This window comes from Myxococcales bacterium (assembly GCA_016716835.1).
Classification (GTDB): domain Bacteria; phylum Myxococcota_A; class Polyangia; order Haliangiales; family Haliangiaceae; genus JADJUW01.
Window position 1 is genome coordinate 620474 of sequence record JADJUW010000001.1, and the last position, 14425, is coordinate 634898.

3 protein-coding genes and 2 pseudogenes are annotated in these 14425 nt (G+C 59.6%); all 5 read left to right on the top strand.

The window, feature by feature from the left end; all coding sequences use genetic code 11:
* Window positions 1-180: 180 nt before the first annotated feature.
* The 5 genes and pseudogenes from rpoB (at window position 181) to IPL79_02730 (ending at window position 14388) form a co-directional block, all read left to right on the top strand.
* Window positions 181-4389, top strand: a pseudogene (gene rpoB / locus IPL79_02710) (DNA-directed RNA polymerase subunit beta).
* A gap of 56 nt (window positions 4390-4445) precedes the next feature.
* A pseudogene (rpoC, locus tag IPL79_02715) lies at window positions 4446-8606 on the top strand (DNA-directed RNA polymerase subunit beta').
* 137 nt (window positions 8607-8743) lie between these two features.
* Window positions 8744-10144 (top strand): serine/threonine protein kinase, encoded by a 1401-nt coding sequence (locus tag IPL79_02720; GenBank protein MBK9069908.1) that lies wholly within the window; start codon window positions 8744-8746, stop codon window positions 10142-10144.
* A 147-nt stretch (window positions 10145-10291) separates the two neighbouring features.
* Window positions 10292-13222 (top strand): hypothetical protein, encoded by a 2931-nt coding sequence (locus IPL79_02725; protein MBK9069909.1) that lies wholly within the window; start codon window positions 10292-10294, stop codon window positions 13220-13222.
* Window positions 13223-13248: 26 nt separating this feature from the next.
* The gene (locus IPL79_02730; protein ID MBK9069910.1) at window positions 13249-14388 is read left to right on the top strand and encodes a hypothetical protein; all 1140 of its coding nucleotides are present in this window, start codon (window positions 13249-13251) and stop codon (window positions 14386-14388) included.
* Window positions 14389-14425: the final 37 nt, after the last annotated feature.

Consider the following 14425-nt stretch of genomic DNA (forward strand, 5'->3'; position numbering starts at 1 on the left):
TTGGCTAGCTTTTTTTTTGGCACGCATTCTTGCATAGCCAGATCTAACTACATTGGCCCGGGTTGTGCTATACGCCCGACTCTTCTGCCTACTCCAAGTCTCCTCGGCGGTTATCGGTGACCGCGGCGGCCCTTGGTATGGACCATTTTCGTTCGCTACTGCCCTAGGGGAAAACAACATATGGCGTCGGTCATCCAAGACAACTTTCGCGTAAGAAAGAGCTTTGCCAAACTTAAGCATGCGATTGAGATTCCAAATCTCATCGACATTCAAAAAAAGTCATACGACAAGTTTTTGCAAATCGATATGACCTCGGAAGAGCGCGAAGACATTGGCCTTCAGGCCGTCTTCAAGAGCGTCTTCCCGATCAAAGATTTCTCGGAAACCGCCTCGCTCGAGTTCGTTTCTTACACCCTTGAAAAGCCCAAGTATGATGTCGACGAGTGTCGCGCACGCGGCATGACCTATGCGGCGCCGGTCAAGGTGATGATTCGCCTTCTGGTGTGGGACGTCAACGAGGAGACCCGCGAGCGTTCGATTCGCGAAGTAAACGAAAACGACGTCTACTTCGGCGAAATCCCGCTAATGACCGACAGCGGCACCTTCATCATCAACGGCACCGAGCGCGTTATTGTTGCGCAGCTGCACCGTTCGCCGGGCGTGTTTTTTGACGACGACAAGGGCAAGACCCATTCCTCGGGCAAGCTGCTCTATTCGGCGCGCATCATCCCGTACCGCGGATCATGGCTCGACTTTGAATTCGATCACAAGGACTTGTTGTTTGCTCGCATCGACCGCCGCCGCAAGCTCTACGCCACCGTGCTGTTGCGTGCGCTTGGCTACACCACCGAAGAGCTGCTCAATACGTTCTACGCGACCGAGTTCGTGCACTTCGAGGCGGGCAAGAAGTTCTCACGCGAAGTTAACTATGAGTTGCTGATCGGCCAGCGCGCCACGCGCGACGTCAAGCATCCGACCACCAAAGAAGTCTTGGTCAAGAAGAACCGCAAGTTCACCAAGGGCGCGATCCGCAAGCTGCAAGACTCCAAGGTCGAGCGACTGCCGATGGACCTCGACGAGGTGGTTGGCAAGGTCTCCGCACGTGACGTCATCGACGAGTCCACCGGCGAAGTCTTGTTGCAATGCAACGAAGACCTGACCGAGACCAAGGTCGAGGCGCTGCGCGATCGCGGCATCGAAAAGGTCGAAGTTCTCTTTATCGACAACCTCAACGTCGGGCCGTATCTGCGCAACACCTTGCTTGCCGACAAGCTGCAAGGCCCCGAAGAAGCGCTCATGGAAATCTATCGTCGCCTGCGGCCAGGCGACAACCCAACGCTCGAGTCCGCGCAGGACTTGTTTCAGAAGCTGTTCTTCAACGCCGAGCGCTATGACCTCTCGCGCGTCGGGCGCCTCAAGCTGAACTACAAGTTCAAGCTCGACGAATCGATCGAGAACACGACCCTGACCAATCGCGACATTCTCGAGACGGTGCGCTATCTCATCGAGCTGCGCAACGGGCGTGGCGTCAAGGACGACATCGATCACTTGGGCAATCGCCGCGTTCGCGCGGTTGGCGAGCTGATGGAAAATCAGTATCGCATAGGCCTCTCGCGCATGAAGGGCGCGATCAAAGAGCGCATGACGGCGTCGCAAGACATCGAAACGCTGACGCCGCACGATCTCATCAATGCCAAGCCGGTCGCGGCCGTGGTGAAAGAATACTTTGGTAGTTCGCAGCTGTCGCAGTTTATGGACCAGACCAACCCGCTGTCGGAAGTGACGCACAAGCGCCGCCTCTCCGCGCTTGGGCCAGGCGGTCTGACGCGTGAGCGTGCCGGCTTCGAAGTCCGCGACGTGCACCCAACGCACTACGGCCGGATTTGTCCGATTGAAACGCCGGAAGGGCCAAACATCGGCCTTATTGCCTCGCTGTCTACCTTTGCGCGCGTCAATGAGTACGGCTTTATTGAAACCCCGTACCGCACGGTGACGGAGGCGAACGTCACGGACAACGTGCAGTTTTACTCGGCACTTCAAGAAGAAGGCCGGCTCATCGCGCAAGCCAACGCCGACATCAAAGACGGCACGCTCATTGGCGACCTCGTCCCGGCTCGTAAGGGCTCGGACGTGGTCATGACCAAGCCGAAGACATCACGCTGATGGACGTTTCGCCCAACCAGCTGGTCTCGGTTGCCGCGTCCTTGATTCCGTTTCTCGAGCACGACGACGCCAATCGCGCCCTCATGGGTTCCAACATGCAGCGTCAGGCTGTGCCGTTGGTGCGTACCTCGGCGCCACTCATTGGCACTGGCATGGAAGGCATTGTCGCGCGCGACTCCGGCGTGACCGTGATTGCCAAGCGCGATGGCATCGTCGAATTGGTCGACGGCAATCGCATCGTGGTGCGAGCGACCGGCAAATCGCAAGATGTGCTCGGGGCTAAGCCAGACATCTATAACTTGGTTAAGTTTCAACGCAGCAACCAAAACACCTGCCTCAATCAGCGACCAATCGTTAAGACCGGCGACGTCGTCAAGGTCGGCGACGTGCTCGCCGATGGCGCGGCAACGGAAGCCGGCGAATTGGCCCTCGGCCAAAACGTGGTCGTGGCCTTTATGCCGTGGGGTGGCTACAACTACGAAGACTCCATTCTCATCAACGAGAAGCTGGTCAAGAACGACGTCTTCACTTCGATCCACATCGAGGAGTATGAGTGCGTCGCACGCGACACCAAGCTCGGCAAAGAGGAAATCACGCGCGATATTCCAAGCGCTGGCGATGAGGCCCTCAAAGAACTCGACGAATCGGGCATCGTCCGCATCGGCGCTGAAGTGAAGGCCAATGATATTTTGGTCGGCAAGATCACGCCCAAAGGCGAGACCTCGCTGTCGCCTGAAGAGCGCCTCTTGCGCGCTATCTTTGGCGAAAAAGCCGGCGACGTGCGCGACTCTTCGTTGCGCGTGCCGCCAGGTGTTTCGGGTGTCGTGATCGGCGCTCGCGTGTTCGCACGCAAGGGCACCGACAAGGATGACCGCGCCAAGGATATCGAAGATGCCGAATCAGAGCGCCTGATGCTCAATAAGCGCGACGAGATCAAGATCATCTCGGATTCATATTTCGCGCGCATGAAAGAGCTGCTCACCGGCAAGACCACCGCCCAGCGCTTGGTTGATGACAAGGGCAAGGTTCTGGTCAACAAAGGTGAAAGCCTCACCGCCGCCGTGCTGTCGGAGGTGCCGGCGCGCTATTGGCATGAGTTCCAACTCGAAGGCAACGGCAAGGTCGAAACGCAGTTGGAGGCCCTGGCGCAAAAACGCGAGGAAGACATCAATGCGATCGAAGCCGTGTATGGCGAGAAGATCGAGAAGCTGTCGCGAGGCGACGAGCTGCCTCCTGGCGTCATCAAGTTAGTGAAGGTCTATCTCGCGATCAAGAGGAAGCTCTCGGTCGGTGACAAGATGGCCGGCCGTCACGGCAATAAGGGCGTGGTTTCGCGCCTCCTGCCTGAAGAAGACATGCCATATCTAGAAGACGGCACCCCCGTCGACATCGTGCTCAATCCGCTTGGCGTGCCGTCTCGGATGAACATCGGGCAGATTTTGGAGGTCCACCTTGGGTGGGCAGCCAAGCAGCTCGGCAATCAGATCGATCAATACCTGCAGACCGCGTGGTCAGCGTCGGTGTTGCGCGAAAAGATGAAAAAGCTGTTCCCGGCGGCGGACATGGTGGCCTTTATCGATCGCCTCAAGGACGACGAAGTCGGCCATTTTGCCTCTAAGGTGCGCAACGGCGTCCACTTGGCAACGCCCGTCTTCGACGGCGCGCATGAAAATGAAATCAAGGCTGCGCTGAAGATGGCGGGCCTTGCAACCCATGGCCAATCCAAGCTTGTCGACGGCAAGAGCGGCGACGCCTTCGCCAACAACGTAACGGTGGGCGTGATGTACATGCTCAAGCTGCATCACTTGGTTGACGACAAGATCCACGCCCGGAGCATTGGGCCGTACTCCCTGGTCACGCAGCAACCGCTGGGTGGCAAGGCGCAGTTCGGTGGCCAGCGCCTCGGCGAAATGGAAGTTTGGGCGATGGAAGCTTACGGCGCAGCCTATGCGCTGCAAGAATTCCTCACCGTGAAGTCAGATGACGTAGCGGGTCGCACGCGCATGTATGAGTCGATCGTCAAGGGCGATCACATGCTCGAGGCGGGCTTGCCTGGAGTCGTTTAACGTCTTGCTCAAGGAGCTGCAGGCGCTGTGTCTCAACGTCGAGCTTGTGGAAAATCCCGCAATGCCTCGACGCATGGACGCCAGCGGTCCTGGCGTCCCGGCAGGTCTCGCGCAGCTAGCTCGGGAAGTGGCCGAGAAAGTGGGCAGCGCCAACGGCTAAGGCCAGGCGCGGCTCTCCTTATCACCCAACGATGATTTCCAATTGGAGCAACGACAGTGAAAGACCTATTTAACTTTCTCGAAAAACCACGCGACCCACGTTCGTTTAGCGCGATGCGCATCATGCTGTCTTCGCCAGAGAAGATTCGCGAATGGTCGCATGGCGAAGTGAAGAAGCCTGAGACGATCAACTACCGCACCTTTAAGCCCGAGCGCGACGGCCTCTTTGCCAGCAAGATCTTTGGACCGGTCAAGGACTATGAATGCGATTGCGGCAAGTACAAGCGCAACAAGCACCGCGGCGTGGTCTGCGAGCGCTGCGGCGTCGAAGTGATTCAGTCAAAAGTACGGCGCGAACGCATGGGGCATATCACCCTTGCCACGCCCGTTGCGCATATCTGGTTTCTGAAGTCACTGCCGAGCCGCATCGGCAACTTGCTCGATATCCCGCTCAAGGACCTCGAGAAGGTCTTGTACTCGGATTCGTATATCGTCATCGACCCGAAGCAGTCGGGCCTGGCGAAGTGCGAGCTGCTCACGCTTGAACGCTACGAAAAACTGATCGAAGAGCTTGGCCTTGACGGCTTTACCGCCGGCATTGGCGCCGAGGCGGTGCTTGAGCTCCTCAAAGAGCTAGACATCCTTCAGCTTGCCGAAACCTTGCGCAACGAAATGCGCGACCAGACCTCGGATGCCAAGCGCAAGAAAACCGCCAAGCGCCTAAAGGTCGTCGAGGCCTTTCGCGAATCCGGCAATCGCCCGGAGTGGATGATGCTGACCGTGATTCCGGTGATTCCACCGGATCTGCGCCCGCTGGTTCCGCTCGATGGCGGCCGCTTCGCCACGTCGGATCTCAACGACCTGTATCGCCGGGTCATTAACCGAAATAATCGTCTCAAGCGCCTGCAAGAACTCAACGCGCCAGACATCATCATCCGCAACGAAAAGCGCATGCTGCAAGAAGCCGTCGACGCCTTGTTCGACAACGGCCGCCGCGGCAAGACGATTACCGGCCCCAACAAGCGCCCGCTGAAGTCGCTGTCGGACATGCTCAAGGGCAAGCAAGGCCGCTTCCGGCAAAACCTGCTCGGCAAGCGCGTCGACTATTCGGGCCGTTCGGTCATCGTGGTCGGGCCTTAACTCAAGTTGCACCAGTGCGGGCTGCCCAAGAAAATGGCGCTCGAACTCTTCACGCCGTTTATCTATAACAAGCTTGAGCAGCGCGGCCTCGTGGCGACCATCAAGAGCGCCAAGAAGCTCGTCGAGAAAGAGCGTCCCGAAGTTTGGGACATCCTCGAAGAGGTCATCAAAGAGCATCCGGTCATGCTCAACCGCGCGCCGACGCTGCACCGCTTAGGCATCCAAGCTTTCGAGCCGGTCCTTACCGAAGGCAAGGCGATTCAGCTGCATCCGCTGGTGTGTACCGCGTTTAACGCCGACTTCGACGGCGATCAGATGGCCGTCCACGTGCCGCTTTCGATCGAAGCGCAAATGGAAGCGCGCGTGCTCATGATGAGCACCAACAACATCCTCTCGCCCGCCAACGGCAAGCCGATCATCGTGCCGTCGCAAGACATCGTGCTCGGCCTGTACTACATGACGCGCGAGCGTCCATTTGCGCAAGGCGACTTTCGCGAGTCGGTGGCCGGCAAGAATGGCTTAATCGGCGTCTACTCGTCGGTCGACGAGGTGCGCCGGGCATACGACCATGGCGAGGTTCACCTGCAAGCAGGCATCAAGCTGCGCATGGATGGCGAGCTGGTCACCTCAACGGTTGGCCGCGCACTCTTGTTTGAAATTGTGCCGGACAAGATCCCATTTTCCGCGGTGAATCGCGTGATGGGCAAGAAGCAACTCGCCGAGCTCATCGACACCGTCTATCGCGAGTGCGGTCAGAAAGACACCGTGCTGCTCGCCGATGCCCTGCGCTCGATGGGCTATGCCTATGCGACGCGCGCCGGCATCTCGATCTGCCTCGATAACATGGTGATTCCGCCGAGCAAGGAAACCCTGCTCGATGAAGCCAAAAAAGAAGTCGCCGAGATCGAGGAGCAGTACACCGAAGGCCTCATCACCGACGGCGAGCGCTACAACAAGGTCGTCGACATCTGGGCGCAAGTTGCCGAGTCGATTGCCAAGGACATGATGAAGGAGATTTCCACCGAGGAGTTCACCGACGTCAAGTCGGGCGAAACCCGGATCTCCCCATCGTTCAACTCGATCTTCATTATGGCCGACTCGGGCGCACGGGGTTCGCAACAGCAAATGCGGCAGCTCGCCGGGATGCGCGGTCTCATGGCCAAGCCGTCGGGCGAAATTATCGAAACGCCGATTACCACCAACTTCCGCGAGGGGTTGACGGTGTTGCAGTACTTCATCTCAACGCACGGCGCACGCAAGGGCCTCGCGGATACGGCACTCAAGACGGCGAACTCGGGTTACCTGACGCGCCGTCTGGTCGACGTCTCGCAAGACACCATCGTGTCCGAATACGACTGCGGCACCCGCCAAGGCGTCGACATGTTGCCGCTGATTGAAGGTGGCGAAATCATCGAACGCTTGGGCGACCGCATCTTGGGTCGAGTTGCGCTCGACCCAATTGTCGACCCTTATACCGGCGAAGTGCTCGTCGCCGCTGGCGCCGAAATCAACGAAGAGTCGGTGCTCCTGATTGAAAACTCAGGCATCGACCGCGTTACGATTCGCTCGGTGCTTACGTGCGAGTCGCGTCGCGGCATCTGCACGCTTTGCTATGGCCGCGATCTGGCGCGAGGCCAGATGGTCAATATTGGCGAGGCGGTTGGCGTCATCGCCGCGCAGTCGATCGGCGAGCCGGGCACGCAGCTCACGATGCGGACGTTCCACATCGGTGGCGTTGGCCAGGTGCGCACCGAGCAATCGTCGCTCGAATCCCGCAACGAAGGCACCATTAAGTTTCACGGCTTGCATGTGGTGGCTCGCCGCGACCACTGGGTGGTCATGAATCGCCAAAGTGAGCTCACCATCCTCGATGATCTGGGCCGCGAAAAAGAACGTTATGGGCTGCAATACGGCGCCAAGTTGCTGGTCGCCGATGGCCATAAAGTTAAGGCGGGCCAGCTGCTGGCCGAATGGGATCCGTTCTCGATGCCAATCGTCACGGAAGTCACGGGCGTCATCAACTATGGCGATATCGTCGATGGCGTGACGATGCAGGAGACGCTCGATGAAGTGACGGGGCTTTCACGGAAAACCGTCACCGAATCCAAGGACGCTGACTACCGGCCACGCATCAGCATTCACGGGCCAACCGGCACCGCGCTGCGCTTGCCAAGCTCTGACAACGATGCTCGCTACTACCTCCCGGTTGGCGCGAACATCAATGTCAACGACGGCGACTCGGTCGAGGCCGGCGACGTGATCGCAAAGATTCCACGGGAGACAACCAAGACCAAGGATATTACCGGTGGTCTGCCTCGCGTGGCGGAGCTGTTCGAGGCCCGCAAGCCAAAGGACCATGCGGTCATTTCGGAAATCGATGGTGTCGTCCAGTTTGGCAAGGACACCAAGGGCAAGCGCAAGGTCATCATTGTCCCAGATGTTGGTGACCCAGCTGAATACCTGATTCCTAAGGGCAAGCACTTGGCCATTCGCGAGAGCGATCGCGTGCGTGCGGGCGAAGCCTTGATGGACGGCCCAGCGAATCCACATGACATTTTGCGGGTGCTCGGCGAGCGTGCGTTGGCCAAGTACCTAGTCGACGAAATCCAGGAAGTTTATCGCCTGCAAGGCGTGCGCATCAACGACAAGCACATCGAGTCAATCGTTCGCCAGATGTTGCGCCGCGTGCAGGTGACCGATCCGGGCGATACGACATTTTTGGTCGACGAGCAGGTTGAGAAGCACATCTTTGAAGCCGAAAATGAGCGCGTTATCGTCGCCGGCGGTCAGCCTGCGAAAGGCGATCCGTTGCTGCTTGGCATCACCAAGGCGTCGCTGTCGACCGAGTCGTTTATTTCGGCCTCCTCGTTCCAAGAAACGACCAAGGTGCTTACCGAGGCGTCCATCAACGGTCGCACCGACTACCTGCGCGGCCTTAAGGAAAACGTCATTATGGGACGGTTGATCCCAGCTGGCACCGGGCTAGGGGCGTATCGCACCCTCACCGTGGAGGTACAACATTCGGACCGCGAGCCGGCGACCGAAAACGGGTTCGGCATGGGCTCGAACGTCTCCTAAGGCCCCGTGATCTAGTCGCCGAGCCTGCGCGCCTAAGCCGCGCGGCAAGGGTTTCCATCTAACTTCGGCCCCGGTCGTGGTTGATCGGGGAGCGATTGTTGCCGAATCACCGAAAGTGCGGCAGCCTGGAGGGGCCCATGACGACACGAGAACTGACGCGCTCGCCAGCCGACCTCGCCGCGGGCATGGCGGTCGGCGAGTTTGTCATCGAAAAGAAGATCGGCGAGGGGGGCTTTGGCAGCGTGTACAAGGCGACGCACCCGCTGATCGGCAAGCTAGTTGCGATCAAGGTGTTGGCGCATCACTTCTCGGTGCAAGAGGAAATGGTCTCGCGCTTTATCGCCGAGGCCCGCGCCGTCAACCAGATTCGCAATCGCAACATTATCGACATTTTTTCGTTCGGCACGCTGCCGGATGGCCGCGTGTACTATGTGATGGAGTTTCTCGACGGTGAGTCGCTTGAGGCCTACGCCACGAGGGTAGGGCCGCTTCCCCTGGCCGAAGTGATCGCGATCGTCGGCCCCATTGCACGCGCGCTCGATGCTGCCCACGCCGTCGGCATCGCCCATCGCGATATCAAGCCGGAAAATATTTTGCTCGTGCGCGACGAGGGGCAGGTTTTCCCCAAACTGCTCGATTTTGGCATCGCCAAGCTGCTCGGCAACGACGCTGCCATGCACAAGACCCAGACCGGTGCGCCCATCGGCACGCCAGACTACATGTCACCCGAGCAATGCCGTGGTCGCGATGTCGATCATCGCACCGACTTTTATAGCTTTGGGGTGATGCTGTACCGGCTATTAACCGGGCGCGTGCCATTTGACGGCGAGGACTATCTCGCCATTTTGATGAAACATATTTCCGACCCGGTACCACCTCTGCGCGCAGTGCGGCCCGATTTGGCGGGTACCCCTGAAGAGGTCATCGGTTGGCTGTTGCAGAAGCAGGCGGCCGATCGACCTCCAAGCCTGCGCGTTGCGATGGAGCAACTCAAGGGTTCGAGAATCACCGAGGCGATGCCGCGCGCCGCCACGTCGCAATTGGCACACGGCGCGACTATGGCGTCGGGGGCTCCTTTTAGCCCTGCGCTTGGGACCTTGCCAGCGCGAGCCTCGCGGCGCTCGCTGTGGCTTGCGCTTGCTGGTGGGGCGGTGCTGGTCGCGGGGGCGGTGGCGGCGTGGATGTTAATGTCTGAGTCGACTGCGCCGCCCGACGAGTTGCAACCCGACGCGGCTGCCGCAGCGAGCGCGCCACCACAAGTCGCAGCAGATGCGAGTCTCGCGGATGCGGCGCCTCCGCCAGTCGCTGCCATCCCGCCCGTGCCGGTCAAACCGGCTGCCGCTGCTGTACCCGAGCCCAGCGTCACCGTGCCCGCGACAGCGGGTGCACCGCTCACGGAAGTCCCTGAGGACGGAAAGTCATCTTCGCGTGGGACCGCAGTGAAAAAGCCAAAGCCGCGCGGGAGTGCGGCAGCAACGCTAGAAGAAAAACCGGCTACGAGTAAGCCAACTTTGAATTCGACTGAAGATCCGTTTTAACTAAGCCGAACAGCTTAAAGCTTACATGTAGGGTAACGCTGCGCACGCCGTCAACTTGACCGAGGAGGCAAACGTGGCACACTTGACGCGATGCACGACGCGACTTGGTTGCTAGTTAAGTCTTTCTCTAGATTGGTGATTTCAACGTTGGCATTGAGTGCCGCGTGCACGTCGCTGCCGCCGCTGGTTGTCGACGGGACGTGCGGCAACGGCGTGGTGGATCGAGGTGAGCAGTGCGATCCAGGGCGGCTGCAGGCCTCAAGCGAGGAGTGCAATGCCACGTGCTTGCTTAGGTGTAGCGTAGCCAGCGGCGATGAACGGTCATGTCCAGCCGAGACCGCGCTGGCATGTGTCGTAACCGATAGTGAGGGCAACGGTTTCTGCGCGGCACCGTCCGGAAGCTTTGCCCCCTTTGAATTGCTTTCGTCAGATGCCGAGTTCGAGGTGGCCAACGTCTTTGGCGATTACCGGTCGGAGCTGGTGCTCTACGATAACAACAGCATCGAAATCCGTAGCAACATTCGCTTCGCCGAGAACTCAGCGACTGAACTCATCTCGCGCGATGAATCCTTTGTCTCTCCGATCGGTCGCGTCGTGGTCGCCAACATCGACAACGACGAGTTCGCCGACCTGCTGGTAGCGTCGAGCAGCGGTTTGCATGTCTTTGCGGCTAAGGCGGGTGCAGATGGCGGCGCGAGCAGCTTAGCGCCATCGCCATTTGCTTACGGCGAACTCGCGCAGCCGGCACCTGTGTACGCGCTAGCGTCTGTGGGTGATGTGCCGAGTCGCCAGCTCTATCAGATTCGATTTGAAGACGAGCTGCTGTCGGCGTCAACCGTTGCCGCGCCGCGAGAAGAAGCACTCCATGCGACGGTGCCGTTTTCAAGAACTCAACGACCAGATTGCTTCTCGACGCGGGCGGCCAAGTTAATCACCAATGGTGCGAACACCATCGAACAAGACGTGGCGTTTACGTTATTTCGTCAAACTCTCGACGAAAATCCAGCGTGTACCTCTGAAGATACGCCGGGTGTGACCAGCGTTGCTGAGAAGAGCATTTTCTTAGTGAAGCGCGCCGGCCTAAGTCATTCCGTTGAGCTGCGCACGCTGGCGCCGGTTCGTGGCTTAGACTTGCTATCCACATCGGCCACGCTTCGCCTTACCAGCCGACCGACGACCTATCAAATCGATACCGCTGAACTAAATTTGCCCCCCGCATGTGAGCGATGGCTCGGCGTGACGAGCATATTTGTCGAAGATGCAGGCCCGCCTCGCCTTGGGCTAGCCACGGTTTCCCTTGCAGACCTTGATCCAAACGCCAAGTCCTGCAGCGTCGATTCGAACGGTCCATTGCCCGGAGGTACCCTCGTCACCGACTTTTTTAGAGAATTGCTGTCGCCCGACGGCGAGGCATTCTGCACGCCTGCGGGCCAAGGGGATGCGTTAAGCCGCTGCGAGTTTGATGACCTCCAAATCTTCTATACCGGAGAATGCGAGGCAAAGTGGTGGCCGAAACTGACGGTCTTGGCCCTCCGCAAGCATGAGTTGTTTCGCTTTGACACCAGCTCCTGTGACTCACCAGATTTGATTCAGACGGATCGGGTGACGCTCGGGTCTGGCGATTGGGCGCAAAGTCTAGCGTATGATTTTAACCATGATGGCGTAAATGACTACCTAGGCCGCATTACTGACGATGACGATATTGAAGTCATGCGCAGTAACCCCAGCCTGCCAGGCACCTTTGTCTACGACGTCGTGGACACGCGCGATGTCGTGACCCACTTCGTGGTCGCCGATTTCGACGGCGATGGGCTCGACGATCTGGCGTACGTTGAGCGTGCGGCCGACGGCCTTGGCGCCGAGGTTTTCGCGGCCTACGGTGATGGGACCACGTGGAGCACGCCGCAGTTTCTAGCCTCGTTTGCGGAGATTATCTCGCTTGACGCCGCGGTGCTAGGAGTCTCGCCGGCGGGCGGGCTCATTGACGGTGCAGCCGAATTGGTCGTTGCCGGTCGCCGAGAAGGTACCACTCCAGAGGCGTCACTCTATATTTTCCAAGGCGGCGCGACGAGGTTTATGTCGGCGCCGGTGATGGTGATGAGCGAAATGACCGAAAACGAAAATGGGGACCAACCTGTGCCGGTGCCCACTCCCTTTAAAGTGCGCGCCGTTACGCGGGCGGTCGTTGGCGATTTCGTTGGCGTAGCGACCAACGAGCGCTACGCCGATGTCCTGCTGATCGCTGCTGATGCAGACGACTCTCCAGACGCCGAAGGTCAAGCTAAAGTCGCCAAGCCATTTCTAGCGGCGGGGCAGGGAGGTGGGGGGCTTTCCGCCGCGCTCCCCGTCGACCTAGGAGATGTCGACCTGGGCAACTTTGGCGTTGAAGAGGCAAACTGGACTGCCGCGGCGGGCGACGGCAGCGACAAGCTAGTTGGTATCGATGCCGACCCCGAAGCCGCGAATACGCCCGGCGCGGCGGCACACCAAGACCTCGTCCAGATGAGCCTCACAATCCCTCCAGGCGGCGCAAGCTACAGCGTGGATGCACCCGCCTTCGTTTCTTATGAAACCTCCGAGTACTATGGCAGGCCGCTTCGCCTGACGGCGACGGAATATGCCGGTACCTTTGCCGGTGTCGTCGGCACGTTCTTCTTACCGGGAGGCGCGACCGGAGGGGGGCCGGCATATCGCTTAGTTTGGTGGGGCGCCCAATTTGTCAGCGCCAACGACGACCAAGGTGTCGTCATCGGTGGCGGCGACATCGCGCCGTGTTTTGACGCAACTGCCATCGATATTGATGCCAAGCCGCCCATGGATCTCGCGGTCGTTTGCGCCGCGGGCATCTATGGCTATGTCGGAGGTGCCGCAACTGATCCGGTAACGCTCCTGCAACTGCCAAGCGTTGGCTTTGACACGCAAAGCCGCATGCGCGCAGGCGACATCGACGGCAATGGGGTGGCAGACTTGGTCGTCGTGGACTCTACCAAGCGCGTGTGGGTGCTGCTGCAAAAAACCATAACCCAAGCCGATCGCGCGTGCGCGACCGGTGAGCTGAGCGGAGACGTATGCGAGTAAACGCCGGGTTGCTGATAATAGCGTGGTTGCTGCAGTGGTCAGCCACGCCCGCCCTCGCCGACCAGCGCGCCGCCTCAGAGCAAAAATTTCGCGCCGGCCAAAAGGCCTTCGAGATCGGCGACTACACCGTCGCGGCGCAAGCCTTCGAAGAGTCGTACGCGTTGCTGCCGCTCCCCGCAATTCGGTTCTCGCTCGCCCAGGCATTCAGGCTGCAGTACTATCAAGACAAGGTCGCCTGGCGCGCGGCGGCCGCAGCGATGCTCTATCGTCAATACGTCGACGAAGTAAAGACGGGCGCACGAGTGCCAGATGCCACCCAGTGGCTTGGCGAGCTCGAGCCGATCGTCTCGGTCATGACGCCTGCACAACGTCAGCGCCCGAGCGAGGAGAAGCGAACCACGGTGGTCGTGTACGCGACCGCCGCCGACGCGAAGATCAAGTGGGACGGCGCGTTGTATCCCTCGCCCTTGACTAAGGTGGTGGCACCCGGCTCATATGATGTGGAGGTGCTGGCCGATGGGTATTTTTCGCAGACCGAAAAAGTTGTGGCCCTTGAGGGCGCGTTAACCACCAAGGAGGTGCTGTTGCGCGCGATGCCCGCGAGGCTGACCGTGCCCAAGACGAGCGGGCTTGTAGTTAAGATTGATGGACGTCGCACCGAGACGCCTAGCGGGGTAGCGCTCATGGCCGCGGGATCACACGTCGTGGTGCTGTCACGCCCTGGCCGAAATCCGCGCGTGCTTGAGCTCAACGTTGCGCGCGATGAGCTTGTCGATGCAAGCCAGCCGCTCTCCGTCTCGACCAAGCGCCGATGGGCGAAGGGGCTGTTTTGGACCAGCGGCGCCGTCGCGGTGGGTGGAGGTGTCTTGGCCGCGTTAGCGCTCTATCACGACGATCGCGCCGATACGCTGCATCGTACGAGCGAAACGGTTGGCCTTACGTTGCCGCAAGCCGCGGCCTACGAAGACCATCGGACCAAGCGCGACCGCTTTCGCCAATGGGGCTTGGTAAGCGGCGGCGTCGCGGTCGCAACCGTCGGCATCGCCTCGTTGCTCTATTTCAAGGACCACGCGCAGCCCGAGCCGTCCAGCAGCGCCATCGCGCCAAGCGTAGTGCCCGTCATCGAGAGCGATCTTATCGGGATTTCGTGGACGGGCAGCTACTAGCCTAAGGCGGCTAAATAAGTCGTCGACCTGGGTGGCG

Bases quoted from the DNA above. Each gene is read 5' to 3' on its own strand.
- IPL79_02720 (MBK9069908.1), top strand. From the start codon at position 8,744: ATGACGACACGAGAACTGACGCGCTCGCCAGCCGACCTCGCCGCGGGC.